Genomic DNA, 24007 nt, shown 5'->3' on the forward strand with positions numbered 1-24007 from the left:
TCAGACCGTGTCGTAGACGACTTCGAGGGAGGGCCGGGGCTGCGGGGCCGCGCCGCGCATGTCCGCCTCGCTCGCCGCCTCCAGCACCACGCCGCGGCCGACCGCCTCGCCCTTGAAGAGGCCGAGCAGCGCGTCCTGGCTCAGGGGCCGCGGCTGGTGCGGCAGGGCGCCCGCCACGTTCTCGGCGAGGCCGGCGAAGAGCGGCCCCCAGCGGTCGCCGGGCCGGCCGATGATCTCGTAATTCGCGCTCTTGCGCCGGATGTCGTCGTCGGCCGGGATCGCGGCGAGGACCGGGATGCCGACGCTCTCGGCGAAGGCCTGCGCCTCGCCCGTCCCGTCGTCCTTGTTGATGACGAGGCCGCCGACGCCGACATTGCCGCCGAGCTTGCGGAAATACTCCACCGCGGAGCAGACGTTGTTGGCGACGTAGAGGGATTGCAGGTCGTTCGAGCCGACCACGATGACCTTCTGGCACATGTCGCGGGCGATCGGCAGGCCGAAGCCGCCGCAGACCACGTCGCCGAGGAAGTCGAGCAGCACGTAGTCGAAGCCCCATTCGTGGAAGCCGAGCTTCTCCAGGAGTTCGAAGCCGTGGATGATGCCGCGCCCGCCGCAGCCGCGCCCGACCTCGGGCCCGCCGAGTTCCATGGCGAAGACGCCGTCGCGCTTGAAGCAGACGTCGCCGATGGCCACGGCCTCGCCCGCGAGCTTCTTCTTCGTCGAGGTCTCGATGATGGTCGGGCAGGCCCGGCCGCCGAACAGGAGCGAGGTGGTGTCGCTCTTCGGGTCGCAGCCGATCAGCAGCACGCGCCGGCCCTGCTGGGCCAGCATGTAGGAGAGGTTGGCGAGGGTGAAGCTCTTGCCGATGCCGCCCTTGCCGTAGATGGCGATCACCTGCGTCTCGCGGGTGGCGCCGGTCGGGACCGGGTCGGGCGGGATGGCGGCCTCGGCCCGCAGCAGGGCGGCGGCGAGGGGGAGCGCGGCTTCGCGCGTCGCGAGGGTCATGAGCGGGCGCTCCAGTCGAGGACCATCTTGAGGCAGGCGGGATCGCCGAAGGCGGTGCGGTAGGCCGCCTCGGCCTCCGCCGCCGGCCGCCGGTGAGTGATGAGCCCGCCGAGGTCGAGACTCCCGGCCGCTGCGAGTGCCGTGACCGCGTCGAGGTCGCCGGGCCGCCACTGCGCCGAGACCCGGATGCGCGCCTCGCGCAGGAAGGCGGGCGGGAAGGCGAAGCTGAGCGGCGCCGCGTAGAAGCCCGCGAGCACCACCTCGCCGCCGGGGGCGAGACGGGCGATGAGCGCGTCGAGGAGCCCGGCATCGCCGCTCGCATCGGTGATGCGGGCATAGGCCGTGCCCTCATCCGCGGCGGGGTCGAGCACCGCGTAGCCGTGCGCGCCGCTCCGGCGCGCCGGGTCGCGTTCCCAGACCACGGGCTCGGCTCCGGACAGGCGGGCGAGGCGGGCGATCAGCCGCCCGAGCACCCCGTGGCCGACGATGAGCTGGCGCCCGCCTCCCTCCTCGCCCGAGAGGGCGTGGTAGGCGGTGGCGGCGAGCGCCAGGAGCACCCCGCGCTCGCCCAGGGTGTCGGGAATCGGCAGGAGGCGCCGGCCCTCGACGACGAGGTGCGAGGCGGCGGCGCCGAACAGGCCGCGCACCGTGCCGAAGCAGCGGGCGCCGGGGACGAAGACGGTCTCGCCGACGCTCCGGCCGGAATCCGGCCCGGCCGCGATCACGCGCCCGACCGCCTCGTAGCCCGGCACGAGCGGGTAGCCCATGCCCGGGAAGTCCGGCATGCGGCCCGACCAGAGCAGGCGCTCGGTGCCGGCGCTGATGCCGCTCCAGGCCACCTCCACCACCGCGTCCGCCGCGCCGGGGGCGTCGAGCGCCAGCCGGTCGAGGCCGATCCGTTCGGGTCTGTCGAGGATCACGGCCAGCGCGTGCATGTGCGCCCCTCCCCCCGCGTCGGCGCGGGCCGGTGCCGTCTGGTGCGGCAGATGTCATCTTAGATGGACGCTCTTGTACGTCAAGTTGAGTTTACACTCGTGAGACGATTCCCGGGGCGGGCGCCCGCTCTGCCGTCAGGAGGCGGACGAGGAGGGGCCGCCGCGTCGGGCGCTCGCGGATCGCGACGAAGCCCGCCGCGGCGAGCAGGCCGCGCAGCTCGGCGGCGGTGCGGGGCCGCCCGCTGCCCATGGCGAGGAGGTAGAATCCGAAATAGGCGTCCCCGACCGGCTCCGCGCCCGGCGTGCCGGCCATCGGCTCGGCGAGGAGCAGGGTGCCGCCGGGCGGGAGCGCCGCGTGCGCGGCGCGGAGCAGAGCGGCGGCCGGCCCGTCGTCGTGGTCGTGGACGACCCGCACCAGGGAGAGCGCGTCGGCACCGCGCGGCAGCCCGTCGTGGAAGCTGCCGCCGAGCGTGGCGGCGCGCTCCGCCAGCCCCTCGGCCGCGAAGCGGCGGGCCGCCCGGGCCGCCACCGGCGGCAGGTCGAACAGGGTGACGCGGAGCTGCGGCGCGCGCCGCGCCGCCGCCACCGCGAAGGCCCCCTCCCCGCCGCCGACATCGAGGAGCCGCGCGTGCCGGGCCAGCGGATAGGCGTCGAGGATGTCTCCGGCGACGAGCGCCTGCGAGGCGTCCATCAATGCGCCGTAGGGAGCGACCGTCCCCTCGCCGAGGCCGGCGGGGTCGTCCGCTCCCGCATAGGCCCAGTAGGCCGACAGGCGGGTCGGCCCGGCCTCGCCGCGCAGGAGGGCGACCGGATCGCGCAGGTCGTCGTAGAGCATGGCGTGGTGGGCGACCATGGCGGCGACCGAGGGGTTGCCGAGGAGCGCCGCCCCGAGGTCGCCGAGGGCGAAGCGCCCGTCGCGCAGGGCGGTGAGGAGTTCGAGCGAGGCGGCGGCGCGCAGGAGGCAGCGTGCCCGCTCCGGCGGCAGGTCCAGGCGGCGGGCGAGGGCCTCGGGGGTGAGCGGCCCCGCGGCGAGCAGGGTGAACAGGTCGAGCCGGAGGCAGGCCGCCAGCACCTGCGCGTAGACGAACCCGGCGCAGAGGTCGAACAGCGCGCGGGTCCGGCGCCGCGCGAGGCCGCGGGTGAGGGGGAAGGCGGCGGCGGCCCGCTGGAAGCGCGGGCTCGCGACCAGGCGGTGGCGGAGCGCCAGCCAGCGCTCGCGCCAGCCGGCGGGGGGTGCGGGCAGGCTTCCGGGAGCGAGCTGCTCCACGGCCTCGCCCGAGCGGAACCGCCCCGCGCGATTCCGCCGATCATCCTGCTCCTGCATCGTCGTCTCCGCCGAACCGGTGACCCGTGCGGCGGAGGCTCAGGCCATCAGGCCCTGCTGCGCGATGCGGGCCGGCAGGAACAGGCGCGTCTGCGCCTGGATCTCGCCCCGCAGGCCCTGCGCGCCGGGACAATCCGGGATCACCGCCACGGCCTCGTGGGCGAGGTCGGCGAGGCGGCGCAGGGCCCCGTCCATCCCGAGCAGCGCCGCGGCGTTGGGCCGCCCGAGGGTGGCGTCGCGCCCGACCGGCTTGCCGACCTCCTCCTGGCGGCAGGCCACGTCGCGCAGGTCGTCGGCGACCTGATAGGCCTCGCCCAGATATTCGCCGAGGAGGCGCCAGGGCTTCGGCTCGGCGCCGGCCGCGGCGGCACCCGTGACCGTGGCGGCGGCGAAGAGCGCGCCGGTCTTGGCCTGCTGGTAGACCGAGAGCCCGACGCTCGGCTCCGATTCCCAGGCCTGCCCGGCGACGATGCCGGCCGGCGAGCCCGCCGCGCGGGCGACGAGCCCGACCAGGGCCGCGAGCCGCGCCGGCACCCGGGCGGCGCCCCGCGCCAGGGTCTCGAAGGCGAGCACGATCAGCGCGTCGCCGGCGAGCAGCGCGACCGGCTCCCCGAAGGCGACGTGGACCGAGGGTTTCTGGCGGCGCATCGCGGCGTCGTCGAAGCAGGGCAGGTCGTCATGGACCAGGGAGGCGCAGTGCAGGAGTTCGATGGCCGCCGCCGCCGCGTCGGACGCCGCCGGATCGTCGTCCCCGCAGGCGCGCGCCACCGCGAGGCAGAGGCGCGGGCGGATCCGGTGGCCGCCCGGGAAGACGGCGTAGCGGATCGCCTCCGCCAGGAGCGGGGGCGCGCCCGGCGCCTCCGCATGGGACACGGCCACGTCCAGGGCCTGCTCGATGCGCCGACCGTCGTCCATGCGTCTCTCCCAGGAACGTCATTTTGTTTGAACACTCGAAAGTGTCCACTATAATTGACACTATCGCGGCGGGAGATCAACGCGTGCCTCACGAGCGGGTGGTGGTGATCGGGGCGGGGATCGGCGGACTCGTGGCCGCGCTCGGTCTCGCCCGGGCCGGCCTGCCCGTCACCGTGGTCGAGAAGGCGTCCGCGCCCGGGGGCAAGATGCGGCAGGTGGCGGCCGGGCCCTGCCGCGTCGAGGCCGGCCCCACGGTCTTCACCATGCGCTGGGTGTTCGAGGAGATCTTCGCCGAGGCCGGCGCCGACCTCGCCGCCCGGGTGCGGCTCGCGCCGGCCGAGATCCTGGCGCGCCACGCCTGGAGCGGGTCCGAGCGCCTGGACCTGTTCGCGGACCCGGCCCGCTCCGAGGCCGCGATCGCGGATTTCGCGGGTCCCCGGGAGGCGGAGGGCTTCCGCCGTTTCCGCCTCGGCGCCGGCGAGGTCTACCGCACCCTCGAAGCGCCCTTCATCCGCGGGCAGCGCCCGAGCCCGGCCGGCCTCGCACGGCGGGTCGGCCTGCGGGGCCTCGGCGACCTCTGGCGCATCCGGCCCTTCGCGACCTTGTGGACGGCGCTCGGCGAACATTTCCGCGACCCGCGCCTGCGGCAGCTCTTCGGGCGCTACGCCACCTATTGCGGCGCCTCCCCCTTCGCGGCGCCCGCGACCCTGATGCTCGTCGCCCATGTGGAGCAGGCGGGCGTCTGGACCATCGCGGGCGGCCTGTCGCGGCTCGCCGCCGCGGTCGCGGATCTCGCGGCCGAGCACGGGGCCGACCTGCGCTACGGGGCCGAGGCGACGGGGATCGCCGTCGCGGGGGGCCGGGTCGCGGCGGTGACGCTCGCGGACGGCACGCGCCTGCCCGCGACCCGCATCGTCGCCAACGCGGATGCGGCGGCCCTCGGGGCGGGCCTGTTCGGGCCCGCGGCGGCCCGTGCGGTCGATCCGGTGCCGGAGGCCGCGCGCTCGCTCTCGGCCGTGACCTTCGCGGTGGCGGGACGGCCGGCGGGGTTCCCGCTCGTGCGGCACAACGTGTTCTTCTCGCCCGACTACGCGGACGAGTTCGCCGACCTCACCCGCCGGGGCCGCCTGCCGCGGGACCCGACCGTCTACGTCTGCGCCCAGGACCGCGGCGACGACGGCGTGGCGGCGGCCGCGCCCGAGGCCCTGCTCTGCCTCGTCAACGCGCCCGCCCGCGACCGCCCGATCCACCCCGAGGAGATCGCCCGATGCCACGCCTCGATGAGCCGACGCCTGTCCGCCTGCGGCCTGACGATCACCGAAGAGGCGCGGGAGACGACGGCGCCGCCGGATTTCGCGCGGCTGTTCCCGGCGACGGGCGGGGCGCTCTACGGCCGGGCCCCGCACGGCTGGATGGCCTCGTTCCGCCGGGCGGGGGCGCGCACGCGCCTGCCGGGCCTCTACCTGGCGGGGGGGAGCGTGCATCCGGGCCCGGGGGTGCCGATGGCGGCGCAGTCGGGCCGGCTCGCGGCGGCGAGCATCCTGCAGGACCTCGCTTCGACCTCGCCATCCCGCGCGGCGGCTACGCGTGGTGGTATGTCGACGGCGTGAGCGACGACGGGCGCCACGGCCTCACCGTCATCGCCTTCCTCGGGAGCGTGTTCTCGCCCTATTACGCCTGGAGCGGGCGCCGCGACCCGCTCGACCACAGCGCGATCAACGTGGTGCTCTACGGCGCGCCCGCGCGCTGGGCGATGACCGAGCGGCGGCGGCGCAGCGTCGCGCGCGACGCCACCTCCCTGGCCATCGGGCCGAGTTCCCTCGCCTGGGACGGCAGCGGGCTGACCATCCGGGTGAACGAGGTGACGGCTCCCCTGCCCTCGCGGATCGCCGGCACGATCCGGGTGCGGCCGGAGGGCATCACGCCCGAGTGCTTCGCGCTCGATGCGGAGGGCCGGCACCGCTGGTGGCCGATGGCGCCGACCGCGCGCATCGAGGTGGCGCTCGACCGCCCGGCCCTGCGCTGGCAGGGCCACGCCTATTGCGACACCAATGACGGCGACGTCGCCCTGGAGGATTCGTTCCGCAGCTGGACATGGTCGCGCTCGACCCTGCGGCGCGGCACGGCGATCCTCTACGACGTGCTGCGCCGGGACGGCAGCCGTCAGGACCTGTCCCTCCGCTTCGATCCGGACGGCACGCCGCGCCCCATCGATCCGCCGGTTCCCGCGCCGCTGCCGCGCACGCGCTGGCGCCTGCCGCGCGCCACCCGCAGCGACGACGGCGCGGCCGCGGTGATCCGCCGCTTCGAGGACGCCCCGTTCTACTCCCGCTCCCTGCTCTCGGCCCGGATCTGCGGCGAGGCGGTGCAGCCGGTGCACGAGGCGCTCTGCCTCGACCGCTTCAGCCACCCGCTCGTGCGCCTGATGCTGCCCTTCCGCATGCCCCGCGCCTTCGGATGAGGTGCGCCGCGCAACGGATCCGCAGGAGCAGGGAGGCGCCGCCTTGGCCGACGACGCGCAGGAGGGCGGACATCTCACCCGGCCATCCGCCGTCATCGTCCTCCTGCCGAGCACGCGAGCGAGTGGTCGCCGCAGAAGGAGGCACCGTTCCGCGCCTCGATGACCGAACTCGGCGTGCCCGCGCTGCTGACCATCACCATGGTGGTGTCGATCGTCCTGCTGCACCGCGCCCGCGACGACGACCGGCCGGCGGGGATCGAGGAGGACGCGCCCGCCCGTTCCGGGGCTCCATGCAACCGGCGGCGGATCGCGGCGGTTATGCTGTGTCGATCATCATCGGATACGGGAGTCTTGCTATGGGCTTGCTGTTCTTCCTGGTCTTCGTCTGCCCGTGGATGGCGGTCGCAGCCTATAGCGGCTTCGCTCAGGCGAAGGCGAAGCCCTTCTGACCCGCGGCAGGGCGGCCCGACGGATGCACATCTCGGGTCGTGAGCAGGCCCTCGCCTCGCATTCGGCGATCTCCGGCCGCCCGGTGAAGGCGCGGGCGGCCTTCGGCGCGCTCATCGCCGCCCCGGTGCGGAACTGCTGAAGCGGGTCCGCTCCGCCGGGGCGAGGCCCAGCGGAGCAGCGCGGCGCGTTCGACCTCCGGCAGGGTCGGCAGGTCCGGACCATGGTCCGATCCGGTTTGCGGAGGATCGACTCCGGCAGCCGGAATTCACGCGCAGGATCCGATGAGTTCAGCGCCCATGGCACCCCGCCCGCTCCTCAGGGCGGCGACCCCGGGGCGCCGCCTTCCGGCTCCCGCGGCTCGCCTCCGTCCAGTTCCGGCGCCGGCGGGAGCTTGGGCGGCGGAACGCGCCCGGGACTCGGCGGCGTCGGCAATCCCGCATCCTCGTCGGCGGGCGGGAGCGGCTCGTCTGGTCCGGGCATCGTCGTCTCCCTCGATCGGGCGCGCCGGGCGGCGTCGCCGTGCCACGTGTCAGCGCCCCAGGTGCCTGTCGAAGAACCAAGCGATCTCCTCGAACACCTTGCGGGTCTCCGGAGCGGTGTCGTCGCGGATATAGTGGGCGTGCGACTGGCCCTCGCCCACCTGGAGATACGCCTCGACGCCCGCATCCCGCAGCCGGCGGTGCACCCGGACGGTGTTCGAGAGCAGCAGGTCGCGCGTGCCGGTGGTCAGGATGGTCGGCGGGAAGCCGCGCAGGTCGCCGTAGACCGGAGAGAGCATCGGATCCCGGAGGTCGTGCCCGGCGGCGTAGACCTTGGCGCCGTCGTCGCAGAAGCCGTCCGGCGAGACGAGCACGTTGTCGAGCATGGCGTTGGTCACGAAGCTGTCGCCGACCTTCGTGGTGTCCGACATCGGCGTGCCGGGGGCGATCGCGGCCGGGAGCGGGAGACCCTCCTGCTTGGCGCGCAGCACCATCGCGAGCGTGAGCGCGCCGCCCGCCGAGGTGCCGAAGATCCCCATCTTCCTCGGATCGGCCATCCGCGTGGCCGCCTTCCAGACGGTCACGGCGTCGTCGTGCGCGGCCGGGTAATAGGCTTCGGGCGGCATGCGGTAATCGACCGAGATCACCTTGAAGCGACCGAAGCCGGCCATGAAGATCGCTTCCGGCAGGCCGGCCTCGCCCGGATTGAGCACGTAGCAGCCGCCGTGGACGTGCACGAGCAGCCGGTCGCGGTTCTCCGGCGGGATCGTCTCGGGCGTCAGGATGAACGCCCGCACCCCGTCGATCGTCGTGCGCTCCGCCCTGACGTGCAGGCGTTCCAGCATGCCGGGCACCAGCTTGCCGAGGGCGGCCGCACCCGCCTCGGCCACGGGCTTCCATTCCTCGCCGGTCTTCGGATGGATGTTCCAGTTGGCGCGCAGCGGGGCGCCGATGATCTTCGCCATCTGCGGGCTGACATCGGCCGGCACCGGCACGCTCTTGGCCGGCACCTGGAGCGCAGGCGCCTCCTGAGCACCTGCGGACTCGCGGGCGGCCGTGGCGCCGATCAGCGCCCCCAAGAGCGCGCAACTCCAGCGGCCGAGCCGGCGTGAACCAGCGAGCATGAGCGTCTCCTCTCCCGTATCCCGCCCCTGGTTGTGATGATGCGAGGCGGCTCGATCAGTGTAGGGCGCTCGTCGCCGAAGGGGATGCCGGCTCCCCGTGAGGAGAGCGCGGCGGATCGGGCGCGTGGAAGCCGCGGGCGGCCTCGGTCAGGATCGGGAGGCGGGCCGGTTCCGCTCCCGCCGCGCCAGATGGGCCGCCATCAGGCCCGTGGCGCCGGCGGTGCGGGCGGTCGATCGCATCATTTCGACACGAAGTTCCGCCAGTGAGACGTGGACGCCGTTCGCGGACAGGTCGGCCTGAACACGCTCCAGCAGAGCGTCGTCGTCGCCCATGTTCCCGATCATGTCGGCGATCAGTACGCGCGCGTACGCTTCAGATGTTTGACCGTCGACGCCGAGCTTGCTCATCGCATAGCTCGCGAGAGAGCGGACGGCATAGCAATGCGCCGCGAAACGCATTTCTTCAGCTCTGACAAAAAGAAACTCGGCTGCTCTCTCTCGCTCCTCGAACACTTTCAGCATATCTATCCTCCCGGAATGAGGCATAGGTTCCGGCGAGGAACGACTTGATCGCAATGACATTTGTTATGTCGTCGTCCGGCTCGACCCGGGACGGCGCCGTCGTCAGCTTGATGGCGACGGGCCGGTCGGTTCGGCGGATCTTGGGCCCGTCGACCGGCGGCACGCGATGAAGGGGGATCCGCCCCGACCGAGGCTCAGCGGCCGACCGCGTAGGCCTGCATCAGCCGGGGCGTCGCCGCCGCCACGATGAAGCCGTCGCGCAGGCCGGCCGCGCAGACGCGGCCCAGCGACCAGGGCGGCTCGATGCCGAGGTCGTGGCCGCGCCGGCGCAGATCGGCGAGCGCATCCGCGCCCAGCCTTTCCTCCACGAGCAGCCGGGCGGGCTCGAACAGGCGCGGATAGAAGCTCTGCGGGAAGTGCTTGCTCGTGAAGAGCGGCAGGTCGATCGATGCCTGCAGGTCGAGACCGTGATGGAGGTGGCGCAGCAGCACCGCGAGGGTCCACTGGTCCTGCTGGTCGCCGCCCGGCGTGCCCATCGCCAGGTAGCCCGCGCCGTCGCGGGTGACGAGGGTCGGCGTCAGCGTGGTGCGCGGCCGCGCCCCGGGCCGCAGCGTCGAGGGATGACCGGGTTCGAGCCAGCACATCTGGCCGCGCGTGGTGATCGCGAAGCCGAGGCCCGGCACGGTGGGCGAACTCTGCAGCCAGCCGCCGGAGGGCGTCGCCGAGACCATGTTGCCGTGCCGGTCGACCACGTCGAGGTGGACGGTGTCGCCCCACTCCACCGGGAGCGGCGCGAAGGTCGGCTCGCCGTGGCCGATCCCGACCGGCGTCTCACGGCCCGCCATGGCGAGCACGCGGGCGATCCGCTCCCGCGCTCCGGGCAGGTCGCCCGGCACGAGGTCGCGCGAGGCCTGCTCGGTCACGAGCCGGCGGCGCTCGTCCGCGTAGGCGTCCGACAGGAGCGTGCCGAGGGGAACGTCCACGAAGTCCGGATCGCCGTAGAAGGCCTCGCGGTCCGCATAGGCGAGCTTCATGCACTCGACCAGGGTGTGGACGAAGGCGGGCCCGGCCGGGTCCATCGCGCCGAGATCGAAGCCTTCGAGCAGCGCGAGGGTTTCGAGCAGGGCCGGCCCCTGCCCCCACGGCCCCGTCTTGTGCACCGTGACGCCGTGGTAATCGCGCGAGACCGTCTTCTCCTCGCGCGCCGCGAAGCGGGCGAGATCGTCCCCGGTGAGGAGGCCACCGTGGTGCCGGCCGCTCGAATCGATCAACTCGGCCGTGCGGTAGAACCGGTCGACGGCCTCGGCCACGAAGCCGCGGTAGAAGGCGTCCCGCGCGGCCTCGATCTGCCGCTCGCGGCTGCCGCCCGCCGCCTCGGCCTCCGCGACGATCCGGCGATAGGTCGCCGCGATGTCCGGCGAGCACAGCCGCGCGCGGGGGCGCGGCACCGCGCCGCCGGGCAGCCAGGCGGCGGCCGAACTCGGCCACTCGGTCGCGAACAGGGTCTCGGCCGCCAGGATCGAGGAGGCGACGCGCGGCAGGACCGGAAAGCCGTTCTCCGCGTAGCCGATCGCCGCTTCGAGCACCGCGCCGACGCTCCAGGTGCCGTAGTCGCGCAGCAGCAGCATCCAGGCGTCGAAGGCGCCCGGCACCACCGCCGGCAGGAGCCCGGTGCCCGGCACCTGTGCGAGGCCGAGCGCGGCGAAGCGCTCGAGCGTCGCCGCCATCGGGAAGCCGCCCTGGCCGCAGATGACCACCGGCTCCGGAGCCGCGGCCGGCTTGAGGATGATCGGCACCTCGCCGCCCGGCCCGTTCAGGTGCGGCTCGACGATCTGGAGCACGAAGCCGGTCGCCACGGCGGCATCGACGGCATTGCCGCCCCGCTCCAGCACCGACATGCCGACGGCACTCGCGATCCAATGCGTGCTCGCGACGGCCCCGAAGGTGCCGCGCAGTTCCGGGCGGGTGGTGAACATCGGGGCGTCCAGGTGGCGGGAGCGGGGATGCGGCGCTCGTGCCGCAGGGTGCATGCTTAAGCCAGTCCCGGCCGGGACGCGACCGGCGGGGTCCCATCCCCGCGCAGGGCTGCCGGTCGGCCGGCGCGGCCCTCCGGCCGCCTCGCCTCGCTATAAGGACGGGACGAACAGGAGCGAGCATGTCCGCACCGTCCCCGGCCGGTCCCTCCGCGTGGCGCGTCGCGCCGGATGCCTATCTGGCGCAGCGCCCGCCCGGCTTCGCCCTGCCGGCGCGGCCGGACTCCCGCTACGTCGCGATGCGCGACGGCTGCCGCCTCGCGGTGGACGTCCACCTGCCGCAGCCGCTCCCCGGCGCGAGCAGGCCCGAGCGATTCCCGACCATCCTGCTCTTCACGCCCTATTACCGCCGCTTCCGGCTGCGGGCCGGCGCGACCGGCGAGGCGAACCCGAACTCGGGCAAGTTCCGCGACCTGTTCGTACCGCGCGGCTACGCGGTGGTGATCGTGGACGTGCGCGGGACGGGGGCGAGCTTCGGCACCCGCGACAGCTTCCGCTCGCCGAAGGAGCGGGAGGACAGCCGCGAGATCGCCGACTGGGTCGTGGCCCAGCCCTGGTCGAACGGGCGCGTCGGCGCCACGGGGGTGTCGTATCTCGGTGCCGCGGCCGACTTCCTCGCCAGCACCGGCCATCCGGCCGTGAAGGCGATCGCGCCGCTCTTCTCCGTCTGGGACACCTACAGCGACAACTACTTTCCGGGCGGCATCGCGCTCAAGGAGCTGACGCGGGTCTACGACGAGCTGATGGTCGGCCTCGACCACGACCGGCGCGAGCTCCTGAAGAACTACGTCTACTACGCCAATCCGGATTTCGAGGGCCCGCAACCGGTGGACGAGGATCCGGACGGGGTCCTGCTCGCCGAGGCGATCCGCGAGCATCTCGGCAATTTCCGTCAGACCGAGTTCATGCCCGAGTTCCGGTTCCGCGAGGAGCCGCTGCCCTACGACCCGGATTTCAGCTCGGCCTCCTTCAGCCCGTACTCGGTCTCGGGCGGCGTCCGGCCCGACGTGGCGATCCTGTCCGTCTCGGGCTGGATGGACGGGGCCGGCTACATGAACGGCGCGATCGCCCGCTTCCTCACCCTCGACCGCAACCCGCGCCATCTCCTGCTCGGGCCGTGGGATCACGGTGCGCGCATCGACGTCTCGCCCTGGCGGCGATCGCAGGAGGCAAGCTTCCCGTATCTCGGCGAGGTGCTGCGCTTCTTCGATCACTACCTCGCCGAGCGCGACACCGGCCTCGACGCCGAGGCGCCGGTCCACGTCTACGCGATGCATGCGGAGGAGTGGCGCGCCGCCACGTCCTGGCCGCCGGTTCCGGAGACGACGGTGCTGCACCTCGCGGCCGGGGCCCGGCTCCTGTCGGCCCCCGGCGCGGCGGGCACGGCCGAGCACCGGGCCGACTTCTCGGCCGGGACCGGCCACGGGACGCGCTACGAGCGCATCGCGGGGATCAACAGCACGCTCTACTACGCGGATTGGGCGGGGCGTACCGACCGCATGCTGAGCTTCACCTCGGAGCCGCTGACGGCGGATCGCGATCTCGTCGGCCATCCCCTCGCCGATCTGTGGCTCGCGAGTTCGGAGCCGGATGCCGGGCTGTTCGTCTACCTGACGGAGATCGAGGCGGACGGTGCGGAGCGCTACGTCACCGAGGGGCTGCTGCGCGCCCTGCACCGCAAGGAGGCTCGGGCACCCGAGACCTACCGGACGACCTGGCCGTTCCGGAGCTTCCGGCGCGAGGACGCGGCCCCTCTGGTGCCGGGCCGGGTGGAGCGGATCCGCATCCCGCTCCTGCCGACCGCGTGGCGCTTCAAGGCCGGCAGCCGCATCCGGATCTCGCTCGCGGGCGCCGATGCCGACCATTGCGGGCAGATCCCGCACGGCCGCCCGCCCCGCCTGAGCCTGTCCTTCGGGCCGGACGCGCCCTCGCGGATCGAGCTGCCGCTCGCGGCGGGCTGATCGTCTTCAGCCGCCCGCCCGCTCCCGCCGGTGGGCCTCCGCCAGCGCCGCCATGCTGGTGAAGCGCAGGTCGTAGCGGGGCGTCCGACCGGGATCCATCGTGGCGCCGAAACCCTCCTCGGCGTGGCGGCGGTGGATCCAGCACGAGGCGAGGCCGATCGCGTTCGCCGGACCGTGGTCGTGGAACAGGCTCTCGGCCGTGTGCAGGATCGACTCCTTGCCGATGCCCCGGGCCGCGAGCTTGTCCAGCATGTAGTGGAAGCCCGACAGACTCGGCTTGTAGGCGCCCGTATCCTCGGCCGTGAAGACGGCGTCGAACACGATGCCGAGCCGGCGGTTGCTCGCCGCGAAGGATTGGTTGTCGACGTTCGACAGGATGACGAGCGTGTAGTGCTGCTTGAGGTAGGCGAGCGCCTCGGGCGTGTCCGGGAAGGCCGGCCAGTCGCCGACGGAGAGTCCGTAGCGCAGACACTCGTCCCAGGTGGCGGGCACGCCCCATTCCTCCGCGAGGCGCTTGTACACCACCGCCAGGAGGTCCCGGTACGGCTTGGCGGGCGTCTGGCGCTGCTGCTCGGATTCGTGCCGCGCATGCGCCTGCAGGATCGCGTTGCGCGACAGCGGCGCGGGGAGCCGGTCGGTCAGCGGCGTCAGCGCCGCGATCATCCCGCTCTCCCAGTCGATCAGGGTGCCGTAGCAGTCGAAGGTGAGGGTCGTGACGTCGGACAGCTTCATCGTCGGCCTCGCATCAGCGCCTGTTCGATCGGACGATCCCGCCCGCGCCCTCGGGACGGGGCGCGGGCGGGAGCCGTCGCATCCCGCCACGATGCGCCGAACGGGCTCAGGCGGCGAGGTCGTTCTTCACGAACCGCCCGGCCATCATGATCGCCGGCATGTGCCGGCCCTGGCCGGTGAGGAGCGACAGGTCCGCGAGCGGGTCGCCGTCCACCACGATCAGGTCCGCATGCGCCCCGGGCGCCACGATTCCGACCTTGCCCTCCAGGCGCACGACCTTGGCGGCGTTGACGGTCGCCGAGCGGATCACCTCGATGGCCGGCAGGGCGCGGCCGCGGATCACGAACTCCTCCGACTGGTGCCGGTGCATCTCGCCGAGGAGGTCGGTGCCGTAGGCCATCATCACCCCGGCCTCGCGCAGGGTCTCCAGGGCGGCGAGGCCGGCCTCGCGCACGTCCTCGATCTTGGCGACCGAGGCCGGCGGCAGGCCGAGCGAGGCGCCCTCCTTGGCGAGCGCGTCGAAGGTCACGTTGGTGGGCACCACGAAGGCGCCCTTCTCCCGGATGAGCCGGGCCGTCGCGGGCGTCACGAGGTTGCCGTGCTCCACCGAGAGCACGCCGCACTCCACCGCCCGGCGGATCGCCTCGTCGGTGTAGAGGTGCCCCGCCACGTAGGTCTGGGCGTTGTTCGCCTCCTCGACGATGGCGCGGATCTCCTCGACCGAGTAGCCGAGCGAGGCGATCGGATCGGTGGGCGAGGAGACGCCGCCATTCGCCATGATCTTGATGAAGTCGGCGCCGGCCTTGATCTCCTCGCGGGCGACCCGGCGCACGGCGTCGACGCCGTCGCAGACCCGGCCCATCGCGCCGAGCTTGGTGGCGTAGTGGCCGACGTCCCGGGAATGGTAGCGGCCGCGGTAATCCGTGTGGCCGCCCGTCTGCGACAGCGCCTTGCCGCAGATGACGAGGCGCGGGCCGGCTATCAGCCCCTCCTCGACCGCCATCACCAGCCCGTAATCGGCCCCGCCGAGGTCGCGCACCGTCGTGAAGCCGCGCATCAGCATGCCGCGCATGATCTTCGCCGCGCGCAGGGCCACCAGGGCGTCGGGCAAGTCGGCATTGGCCCCGAGATCGGGGATCGTGGCGATCACGTGCACGTGGCAGTCGATCAGGCCCGGCATCAGCGTGCGGCCGGCGAGGTCGACCACCCGGGCCGAGGCGGCGGTGAGCGGGCGCTCCGAGACCTCGCGGATCGTGCCGCCCTCCACGAGCACGTCGTGCCCGTCGAGGCCCGTGTCATGGCGGCCATCCAGCACGCGCGCGTTGCGGAACAGGACGAGGTCGGCGCTCATGGGGATGTCTTTCCGTTCGTGGGATTTGGGGGCGGGCCGCCCCCACGCCGTTCGTTGGGATTGGGGGCGGGCCGCCCCACGCCGTTCGGTCGGAGGGGGCGGAGGCGCCCCCGCGGGCGCTCAGGCGGCGTTCTGGCGGTGCCAATCGTCGAGCCACGCGAGCACGGTGGCAAGGTCGGTGACGTCGACGTAGCGGCGCCCGAGATCGCGCAGGTTGTCGCGATGCGGCCCCTCCTCGATGTCGCCGACGCAATCCTCCGGCACGATCGTCCGGTAGCGATAGCTGAAGCTGTCGATGGAGGTCGCCCGGATGCAGCCGCTCGTGTTGCAGCCGGTGACGATCACGGTGTCGACCCGCTCCTTGGTGAAGTAATCGGCCACGCCCGTGCCGAAGAAGATCGACGGCCCCTTCTTGGTGACCGCGAGATCGTAGTCCGCCCGGTAGATGCGGGTATCGAGTTCCACGCTCGGATGGTCGTGCAGGAAGGTCTCGCGCACCGCCGTGATCTTCCAGTACGGCATCTCGCGCTGGTTCATGTAGGCCGTGTTGCAGACCGCGACCGGCACGTCGTAGCGGCGGGCCACCTCCAGGAGCTTCGCCGTGTTCTCCACCGCCCGCGCCACCAGCGGGGCGCCGCCGAGGGGATATTGCGGATCGGTGAAGCCGACCTGGAAATCGACGACGACGATTCCGGGCTTGCGGCCGAAGCCGACCGGGATCTCGCCGTAGCTGCGGTTCGCGTAGTCGTCCATCCGGCCCTCCCACAGGGTGTGCATCGCAGGCCGGGCCAGACTGGACAACGCTAAAAAAACAGGCAAGCTTGTTTTTATAACAGGCGCAGCCGGCGCCGGGAGCGGTCGAGGGGGCGGTGTCGCAGGCGGGACGTCAGCAGCAGGCCAGGAGCGTGGCGACGCGCGACCGGCTGATCCGGGCGGCCCTCGACGAGATCTTCGAGGTCGGCTACCACGCGGCCACCACGCACCAGATCGCCGAGCGCGCCAGCGTCTCCCGCGGCGCCCTGCTGCACCACTTCCCGGCGCGGGCCGACATCATCCTGGCCGCGATGGAGACCCTGCTGGAGGGCGGCACGGCCGAGATCAAGGCCGCCTCGCGGCAGGTCCAGGCCGGGACGCTGCCCCTGTCCGACTTCGTCGAATTCCTCTGGCAGCTCTTCTCCGGCCGCTTCTTCTACCTGTCGATGGAGATGATCATCGAGGCCCGCAACGATTCGGCGCTGAGGGACCGGCTGATCCCGGTGGTCCAGCGCTTCCACGCCGCGCTCGACGCGATCTGGGTCGAGTTCTGCGATGCCGAGACGCGGCCGCCCCGCGAGGCGCGGATCATCCTGAACCTCACCGTCAACCTCATGCGCGGCATGGGCGTCCAGACGGTGCTGCGGCCCGACCCCGACTATTTCCGCGACATGATCGAGGCCTGGAAGGCCGTGCTGCCGCTTCTCATCGGGGGACCGGCCGGCGATGCGGCCTTCGCGGCGCCGCGTTTCCGCGCGCGGCCCGAGGCTGTATCATGACCCGCAGCCCCGGCCCGATGTCCCGGCCCCTGACCGGCGCCCGTCCTGCGGCTGGCATCCATTTTGCGGAAGGCGCGGCATTCCCATGAGCGTCGTGTCCCTCTCCCCCGCCTCCGTCCCGGCCGAGACCTCGAAGCCGGGCCTGTCCGTCGCGATCGGCCGCATGGCCTTCCGCGCCGCCGTGGCGCTGGCCTATGCGATCATCTTCGCGCCGATCGTGATGGTGATCGTGATCTCCTTCTTCGATCAGGAGATCGTCTCGTTCCCGCCGGGCGCGCTGACCCTGCGCTGGTACGTCAATGCCTGGGCGCAGCGCGACTTCGCCCGCGGCTTCGTCACCTCGCTCCAGATCGCGCTGGCCGCGACCGCGATCGGCGTGCCGGTCGGAACCGCCGCCGCGCTGGCGCTCGTGCGCGCCAAGCTGCCCGGGCGGGGCCTCGTCAACACCTTCCTGCTCGCGCCCCTCGCCGTCCCGGCGATCGTCGCGGGCTCGGCCCTCTACATGTTCTATCTGCGGGCCGAGGATTGGCTCGACATGGACATCAAGGCCACGTTCGGCGGCCTCGTCGCCGCCAACGTGCTGATCACCATCCCGTGGACGGTCCGCCTCGTCAGCGCGAGCCTGTCGGGCCTCGACCGGGCGGCCGAGGAGGCGGCGGCCAATCTCGGCGCGCGGCCGCTCACGGTGTTCCGCCGCATCACCCTGCCGATGATGCGCCCCGGCATCGTGGCGGCGGCCCTGTTCTCCTTCGTGTCGAGCTTCGAGAATCTCGAACTCAACCTGCTCCTCGTCGGGCCGGGCCGCACGACCCTGCCCGTCGCCATGCTGAGCTACCTGGAATTCCGCATGGACCCGACCCTCGCGGCGGTGGCGACCGCCCAGATCCTGATGGTGACGATCCTGATGCTGGTGACCGACCGTTTCGTGAAGCTGTCGCGGATCGTCTGATGGGCACGCTCCTCCTCGACGGCCTCTCCAAGCGCTACGGCGAGGCGACGGCGGTCCAGCGCGTCGACCTCTCCATCCCCCAGGGCGAACTCGTCGCGCTGCTCGGCCCCTCGGGCTGCGGCAAGACCACGACCCTGCGGATGGTCGCGGGCTTCATCGAGCCGAGCGCGGGCCGGGTGGTGATCGGCGGGCGCGACGTGACGCGGCTGCCGCCCTACGCCCGCGACACCGGCATGGTGTTCCAGTCCTACGCGCTCTTTCCCCACATGAGCGTCGCCGACAATGTCGGCTTCGGGCTCGAGATGCGGAAGGTGGGACGCGCCGAGCGCGACCGCCGCATCGCCGAGGCCCTGCGCCTCGTGCGGCTCGACGCCCTCGCCGACCGGCTGCCCCGGCAGCTCTCGGGCGGGCAGCAGCAGCGCGTCGCGCTCGCCCGGGCGCTGGTGGTCAGCCCGGCCGTGTTCCTGCTCGACGAGCCGCTGTCGAACCTCGACGCGAAGCTGCGCGCCGAGGTGGGGCTCGAGATCCGCGACCTCCAGAAGCGCCTCGGCCTCACCACGCTGATGGTCACGCACGACCAGGACGAGGCGCTCACCATGGCCGACCGGCTCGTCGTCATGGAGCAGGGCCGCGTGCTGCAGGTGGGCAGCGCCGAGGATCTCTACGAGCGCCCGGCCAACAGCTTCGTGGCGGGCTTCGTCGGCCGCTGCAACCTCCTGCACGGGGCGGTCGAGGGGGCCGGCACGTTCCGGCTGAAGAGCGGCGCGGCGGTGCCCTGCGAACCGGACGGCGCCCATCGCAGCGGCGTGCTGGCGGTGCGCCCCGAGCGGGTCGCCATCTCGCCGGGCCTCGACGGCGACGGCTCGCCCGGGGCGCTCAAGGCCGTGACCTATCTGGGCGCGCTCACCGAGTATCACCTCGATCTCGGCGGCGAGACGATCGTCGCCGTGGCCCCCACCCCGCCCGCCGCCGATCCGCGTCGGCGCCTCGCCGCCGGCGATGCCGTGCGCATCAGCTGGTCGGCCGATGCGGCGCGCGTCATTCCCCCCGATACCGCAGGAGTCCCCGCCTGATGATCACCCGTCGCACCATGCTGGCCGGAGGCGGGGCGCTCGCCCTGGCCGGCACCCGTTCGCTCCCGGCACGGGCCGCCTCGTCCTCCATCGTGGTCGGCACCTGGGGCGGCGATTACGGCGCGCTCCTCCAGCAGAACATCGACATCCCGCTCCTGAAGCCCCTCGGCATCGAGGTCTCGCAGGACATCGCCAACAACGATCCGCGCCGCACCAAGCTGATCTCCGAGAAGGCCAGCCGGCGCGGCAGCATGGACGTCGCCTGCATCAACGACATCGACAGCTACGTGCTGAACCAGCTCGGCGTGCTGGAGACCGTCCCGGCGAGCGAGGTGCCGCGGCTCTCGGAGGTGCTGGACGTCTTCAAGAAGCCGCACTCGATCCCGCACATCTACTCGGCCCTGGTCGTCCTCTACAATCCGAGCAAGGTCACCACGCCGCCCAAGCGCTACGCCGACATCTTCGACCCCAAGTACAAGGGCCGGGTCGGCTTCTCGGACATCCTCTACAGCTACAACATGGCGGGCGCGAATATCGGCGCCGGCGGCACGATGGGCGACTTCGCCAAGGGCAAGGCGGCCCTGATGGACCTGAAGAAGCTCGACCCGAAGGTCTATCCCTCGAACGAGGCGCTGGCGGCGGCGCTGAAATCCGAGGAGGTGTGGATCTCGACGATGTGGCTGGCGCGCGGCTTCATGTGGAAGCAGGCCGGCATCCCGGTCGAGATGGCGGTGCCGGAGGAAGGCGCGGTGCCGATCCTGTTCGAGGCCGGCGTGCCGAGGAACTCGCGCGCCAAGGACGGCGCCTTCAAGTACCTGAACGCCATGCTGGATCCGAAGGCCCAGATCGCCTTCGCGGCCAAGATGGGCTACGTGCCGACCGTCAAGGACGCCAAGCTGCCGGACGATCTCGCCGAGCAGATCAGCCTGACCGAGGCCCAGCAGGCCAAGCTCCACCCCCTCGATTACGGCTACATGCAGGCGCAGCAGGCGGCCTTCACGGACTTCTGGAACAAGGAGTTCAAGGCGTGACGACGGACGCCCGGCCGTGACCGCCCTCGTCCTGCCGGCGGTGCTCGTCGTCACGGCCCTGCTGGTCGGGCCGATGGTGCTGCTCGCGCGCATCTCGCTCAACGAGTACAGCCCGACGCAGCTGATGATCGAGGCGACGACGGCGCAGAACTACATCAACGCCGTCGCCGATCCCTATTACCGCACCGTGATGGCGACGACCCTGGTCGTCGCCCTCGCCTGCACGGCGCTCACGCTGGCGCTCGGCTTCCCGGCGGCCTACCGGCTCGCCCGGATGGAGAGCCGGTGGAAGAGCCTCGTCACCGTCCTGACCCTGATCCCGCTCCTCGTCGGCAACGTCGTGCGGGCGGCGGGATGGATGGGGCTGCTCGGCAATGACGGTCTCATCAACGCCACGCTGATGGGGCTGCGCATCACCGCGGAGCCGCTGAAGCTGCTCTACACGCCGGGCGCGGTGGTGGTCGGCACGGTGGCGGTGGTGCTGCCCTACATGATCCTGACCCTGTCCTCCGTGATCGAGAGCATCCCGCGCGCGGTCGAGGAGGCGGCGGCGAATCTGGGGGCGAGCGCCATCACGGTGTTCCGCCGGGTCGTGTGGCCGCTCGCGCTGCCCGGCACGGTGGCGGGCTGCGTCCTCGTCTTCATCCTGTGCATGAATACCTACGCGACCGCCGTGCTACTCGGCGGCTCGCAGTTCAAGATGATGGCGCCCGCCGTCTACGACCAGTTCTCGAAGGGCATGAACTGGCCGTTCGGCGCCGCCCTCGCCTTCATCCTGCTGGCCGCGACCCTGGTCCTGACGGTGGTCGGCACCGCGCTGCTCGGCCGCCGCTACGCCCGATGAGACTCCTGTAGGCCCGCTGAGACCCCTGTGAGGACATGATGAGCGACGAGGTGATCCCGGCGGGCGTCGAGCCCGGCAACGAACTCGCCGTCGAGCGGGCCAAGGCGGGCCAGCCGCCCCTCGTCCCGGCGACGTCGCGCGACCGGGGGCTCGGCCCCTACAAGCGCTTGGTGCTGCGCGGCGCGACCGTCATCGACGGCACCGGCGCGCCGCCGATCGGCCCCACCGACATCGTGGTCGAGGACGGCCGCATCACCCTCCTGAAGAAGGTGACGGGCAACCTCGCCACCGGCGCCAACCGGCCCGGCCCCGGCGACCACGAGATCGATTGCCGGGGCAAGTGGGTCACGCCTGGCTTCGTCGATTGCCACGCGCATGCGGGCGTCGCCTATCACGCGGCGAACGGCTGGGTGCCGCCGGTCGAGTACGTCTACAAGCTCTGGCTCGCCCACGGCGTCACCACGGTGCGCGAGATGGGCTCGTTCAACGGCCTCGACTGGATGCTCGACCAGAAGAAGCGCTCGGCCGAGAACACCATCGCGGCGCCGCGGCTCCTGGCCTACAGCTACTTCCCGGCCGTCAACGACATGCTGAAGCTCGTCCACACTCCCGAGGAGGGGCGGGCATGGCTGCGCCGGCTGAAGGCGCGCGGCGCGGACGGGGTGAAGTTCTTCGGCGCGCCGCCCGCCATCATGGAGGCGGCCCTCGACGAGTGCCGCAAGCTCGGGCTGAAGTCGGGCTGCCACCACGCCCAGATGGCGGTGACGCGCATGAACGCGCTCACCACCGCGCAATGGGGTCTCACCAGCGCCGAGCACTATTACGGCCTGCCCGAGTCCCTGTTCGAGGACCGCGTGGTCCAGAACTTCCCGCTCGATTACGACTACAACGACGAGTATTTCCGCTTCTCGGTCTCCGGCCAGATGTTCCGGCAAGGGGCGGAGCCGGGCTCGAAGAAGTGGAACGAGGTGCTGGAGCGGTTCCTCGAACTCGGCTTCACCTTCGTGCCGACCTTCACGATCTACGACGCCAACCGCGACCTGATGCGGGCGCGCCAAGCCGACTGGCACAAGGAATACACCTGGAAGTCCATGTGGGACTACTTCACGCCGCAGCGCGGCGGGCACGGCTCGTACTGGTATCGCTGGTCGACCCAGAACGAGATCGAGTGGAAGGAGAACTACCGGCTCTGGATGGCCTTCATCAACGAGTACAAGAATCGCGGCGGCCGGGTCTGCACCGGCTCGGATTCCGGCTTCATCTACCAGATCTTCGGTTTCGGCTACATCCGCGAACTGGAGCTTCTGCAGGAGGCGGGCTTCCACCCGCTGGAGGTGATCCGCTCGGCGACCGCGCAGGGCGCCGCCCTGTGCGGGCTGGAGGACGAGATCGGCACGGTCGAGGTGGGCAAGCGCGCCGACCTCCTCGTCCACGACCACAACCCGCTCACCGATTTCAAGCTGCTCTACGGGACCGGCGCGATGCGGCTCGACGAGGCGACGAACAGGGCCACCTGGGAGCGCGGGCTCAAATACACGATCAAGGACGGGGTGATCTACGACACCGCCGAATTGCTCGCCGATGTCCGGGCCCTCGTGAAGGCGACCTGGGAGGAGGAGGTCCCGGGCCAGTACGCGCAGCCGGCGGCGGCCTCGTGACGGAGGCGCTCGACTTCGTCGTCCTGACGGGCTTCCTCGGCTCGGGCAAGACCACGCTGCTGCGCGATTTCCTCGGCCGCCCGGAGGCGGCCGACACCGCCGTCATCGTCAACGAGGCCGGCGAGATCGGGCTCGACGGGATGATCCTGCGGGAGACCGGCGGCGACGTGCCCATGACCATGCTGTCGAACGGCTGCGTGTGCTGCCAGATGACGAGCGACCTCGCGCGGACCGTCGAGGCCCTGCTCGCCGCCGAGCGGCCGGAGGCGACCGGGCCGCTGCGCCGCATCGTCCTGGAGACGAGCGGGCTCTCGAAGCCGGGTCCGGTGCTGCGCCAGCTCGCGAGCCTCGCCGCGCACCGGATGCGGGTGGCGGTGGTGGCCACCTACGATGCCGTGCGGGGGATGGAGATCGCGTCCTTCGCGGAGGCCGCGGCGCAATGGGCCGCCGCCCACCGCATCGTCCTGACGAAGGTCGATGCGGCGCCCCCGGAGCGCCTCGCAGCCGCGCGGACCGAGATCGCCGGCCTCAACCCGCTCGCCGAGACGGTGGGCGATCCCGACCGGAGCGCCGCCGTCGCGGCGGCCTTCGCGCCGCTCTCCGGTGGGCCGGGCCTGATGCCGCCGCCGACGGACGGCACGGCGCATCCGCGCGTGGCGGTGCGGCTCGCGCGCCCGGCCGGTCCGCTCGCCTACGACGACCTCGCCGCGTGGCTCGACAACCTCGCGGGGCGGCTCGGCGAGCGGCTGCTGCGGCTGAAGGGGCTGGTGCGGGTCACCGGGAGCGACCGTCCGGTGCTGGTGGAGAGCGTCGGCACGCTGTTCTCGCCGCCCCGCCCGTTCGGGCGTCCCGGCGAGGCCGGATCGCCCTTCGTCGTGATCATCGCCCGCGACCTCGTCGCCGCCGAACTCGACGACGTCGCGCCCGCCGGCCTGTTCCGGTTCTCGCGGTGGACGGAGGGGGATCCGTTCCGACGTGCGGTGCCCTCCGGTCCCGTGCGGGCCGAGCAGGTCGGGCCCTGAACCTGCGTGGATTGGCGCCGGGCGGACATCGCGCCCCCGGCTCCTTCGGATCGGGCTCGCCGCTGCGCGGTCGAGATGTGAGCGAAGCGCGGCGCCGGGCGTTGTGGTGGCACCGGACGGGAGCGAGGCGTGCCATGATCCACCACGTGTCATTCGGAACCAGCGACATCGCGAGGGCGGCCGCCTTCTACGATGCCGTCCTCGCGGTGCTGGGCTTGCGGCGGATCAAGCAGGATGACGGCGGCATCCACTACGGCACGAGCGACATCCTGTTCAGCGTCGTGACACCCGTCGACGGGCAGGCCGCGTCGCCGGGAAACGGGGTGCACGTGGCCTTCCAGGCGAGGGACCAGGGCATGGTCCGGGCGTTTCACCGAACCGCCCTCCTGCACGGAGGGAGCGAGGACGGAGCGCCCGGGCTCAGGCCGGAATACAACGCCAACTACTACGGTGCCTTCGTCCGCGATCCGGACGGCAACAAGATCGAGGCGGTCACCCATTCCGCTGCGTAGCCGGTCGGTGATCGTCGGCGGAGCCGGCCGATTCCGGAGCCGCATCTCGACCAGCTCGGCTGTCCTCAGGCGCGCGCCCTGCTCTCGGCTGTGC

21 protein-coding genes are annotated in these 24007 nt (G+C 72.3%); 11 read left to right on the plus strand and 10 right to left on the minus strand.

From position 1 onward, the window contains the following. The 4 genes from ACE101_RS08535 to ACE101_RS08550 form a co-directional block, all read right to left on the minus strand. Entirely contained in the window at positions 1-1005 is a 1005-nt protein-coding gene (locus ACE101_RS08535; RefSeq protein WP_379127922.1) for a chlorophyllide a reductase iron protein subunit X, read from the minus strand. Then, complete coding sequence (gene bchC / locus ACE101_RS08540) at positions 1002-1940, minus strand: chlorophyll synthesis pathway protein BchC (protein ID WP_379127925.1); 939 nt, start codon at positions 1938-1940, stop codon at positions 1002-1004. Before bchC ends, ACE101_RS08535 begins: the two co-directional genes overlap by 4 nt. A 91-nt stretch (positions 1941-2031) precedes the next feature. Then, entirely contained in the window at positions 2032-3264 is a 1233-nt protein-coding gene (locus ACE101_RS08545) for a methyltransferase (protein WP_379127928.1), read from the minus strand. 39 nt (positions 3265-3303) lie between these two features. Beyond that, positions 3304-4179, minus strand: a complete 876-nt coding sequence (locus ACE101_RS08550; protein WP_379127931.1) for a polyprenyl synthetase family protein — start codon at positions 4177-4179, stop codon at positions 3304-3306. Between the two features lie 83 nt (positions 4180-4262). Here ACE101_RS08550 and crtD point away from each other — a divergent pair, with 83 nt between their 5' ends. Both crtD and ACE101_RS08560 read left to right on the plus strand, forming a co-directional pair. Then, complete coding sequence (gene crtD / locus ACE101_RS08555; RefSeq protein WP_379127933.1) at positions 4263-5789, plus strand: 1-hydroxycarotenoid 3,4-desaturase CrtD; 1527 nt, start codon at positions 4263-4265, stop codon at positions 5787-5789. After that, a complete protein-coding gene (locus ACE101_RS08560) occupies positions 5747-6640 on the plus strand; it encodes a carotenoid 1,2-hydratase family protein (RefSeq protein WP_379138552.1) in 894 nt (297 codons plus the stop codon). Before crtD ends, ACE101_RS08560 begins: the two co-directional genes overlap by 43 nt. Positions 6641-7619: 979 nt before the next feature. Here ACE101_RS08560 and ACE101_RS08565 read toward each other — a convergent pair. The 3 genes from ACE101_RS08565 to ACE101_RS08575 form a co-directional block, all read right to left on the minus strand. Then, positions 7620-8693, minus strand: a complete 1074-nt coding sequence (locus ACE101_RS08565; protein ID WP_379127935.1) for an alpha/beta hydrolase — start codon at positions 8691-8693, stop codon at positions 7620-7622. A gap of 147 nt (positions 8694-8840) precedes the next feature. Continuing rightward, the gene (locus tag ACE101_RS08570) at positions 8841-9215 is read right to left on the minus strand and encodes a DUF1476 domain-containing protein (protein ID WP_379127938.1); all 375 of its coding nucleotides are present in this window, start codon (positions 9213-9215) and stop codon (positions 8841-8843) included. A 194-nt stretch (positions 9216-9409) separates the two neighbouring features. Next, positions 9410-11191 carry a gamma-glutamyltransferase family protein gene (locus ACE101_RS08575; protein ID WP_379127941.1) on the minus strand — a complete coding sequence of 594 codons (1782 nt, stop codon included), beginning with the start codon at positions 11189-11191 and terminating at the stop codon, positions 9410-9412. 179 nt (positions 11192-11370) lie between these two features. Between ACE101_RS08575 and ACE101_RS08580 the strand changes: the two genes are divergently transcribed. Further along, complete coding sequence (locus ACE101_RS08580) at positions 11371-13209, plus strand: CocE/NonD family hydrolase (protein ID WP_379127943.1); 1839 nt, start codon at positions 11371-11373, stop codon at positions 13207-13209. A 6-nt stretch (positions 13210-13215) separates the two neighbouring features. Here ACE101_RS08580 and ACE101_RS08585 read toward each other — a convergent pair whose 3' ends face one another. The 3 genes from ACE101_RS08585 to ACE101_RS08595 all read right to left on the minus strand — a co-directional run bounded on the left by ACE101_RS08585 (position 13216) and on the right by ACE101_RS08595 (position 16045). Beyond that, entirely contained in the window at positions 13216-13941 is a 726-nt protein-coding gene (locus ACE101_RS08585) for a haloacid dehalogenase type II (RefSeq protein WP_379127946.1), read from the minus strand. A 106-nt stretch (positions 13942-14047) separates the two neighbouring features. Then, entirely contained in the window at positions 14048-15292 is a 1245-nt protein-coding gene (locus tag ACE101_RS08590) for a metal-dependent hydrolase family protein (RefSeq protein WP_379127948.1), read from the minus strand. Between the two features lie 120 nt (positions 15293-15412). Continuing rightward, positions 15413-16045, minus strand: coding sequence for an isochorismatase family protein (locus ACE101_RS08595; protein ID WP_379127950.1), 633 nt, complete (start codon positions 16043-16045; stop codon positions 15413-15415). Between the two features lie 116 nt (positions 16046-16161). Here ACE101_RS08595 and ACE101_RS08600 point away from each other — a divergent pair, with 116 nt between their 5' ends. From ACE101_RS08600 to ACE101_RS08635, 8 genes are all read left to right on the plus strand, one after another. Further along, a complete protein-coding gene (locus ACE101_RS08600; RefSeq protein WP_379127952.1) occupies positions 16162-16824 on the plus strand; it encodes a TetR/AcrR family transcriptional regulator in 663 nt (220 codons plus the stop codon). Positions 16825-16909: 85 nt separating this feature from the next. Beyond that, positions 16910-17773, plus strand: a complete 864-nt coding sequence (locus ACE101_RS08605; protein WP_379127954.1) for an ABC transporter permease — start codon at positions 16910-16912, stop codon at positions 17771-17773. After that, positions 17773-18846, plus strand: coding sequence for an ABC transporter ATP-binding protein (locus tag ACE101_RS08610; protein ID WP_379127956.1), 1074 nt, complete (start codon positions 17773-17775; stop codon positions 18844-18846). Before ACE101_RS08605 ends, ACE101_RS08610 begins: the two co-directional genes overlap by 1 nt. Beyond that, positions 18846-19877, plus strand: a complete 1032-nt coding sequence (locus ACE101_RS08615) for an extracellular solute-binding protein (RefSeq protein WP_379127959.1) — start codon at positions 18846-18848, stop codon at positions 19875-19877. Before ACE101_RS08610 ends, ACE101_RS08615 begins: the two co-directional genes overlap by 1 nt. Before the next feature lie 16 nt (positions 19878-19893). Further along, a complete protein-coding gene (locus ACE101_RS08620; RefSeq protein WP_379127962.1) occupies positions 19894-20721 on the plus strand; it encodes an ABC transporter permease in 828 nt (275 codons plus the stop codon). Positions 20722-20759: 38 nt separating this feature from the next. Further along, positions 20760-22379 carry an amidohydrolase family protein gene (locus ACE101_RS08625; RefSeq protein ID WP_379127965.1) on the plus strand — a complete coding sequence of 540 codons (1620 nt, stop codon included), beginning with the start codon at positions 20760-20762 and terminating at the stop codon, positions 22377-22379. Continuing rightward, positions 22376-23401 (plus strand): CobW family GTP-binding protein, encoded by a 1026-nt coding sequence (locus tag ACE101_RS08630; RefSeq protein WP_379127967.1) that lies wholly within the window; start codon positions 22376-22378, stop codon positions 23399-23401. Before ACE101_RS08625 ends, ACE101_RS08630 begins: the two co-directional genes overlap by 4 nt. Before the next feature lie 134 nt (positions 23402-23535). After that, a complete protein-coding gene (locus tag ACE101_RS08635) occupies positions 23536-23913 on the plus strand; it encodes a VOC family protein (protein WP_379127969.1) in 378 nt (125 codons plus the stop codon). Positions 23914-24007: the final 94 nt, after the last annotated feature.

Origin of the sequence: Methylobacterium carpenticola (genome assembly GCF_042748905.1) — a bacterium.
GTDB lineage: Bacteria > Pseudomonadota > Alphaproteobacteria > Rhizobiales > Beijerinckiaceae > Methylobacterium > Methylobacterium carpenticola.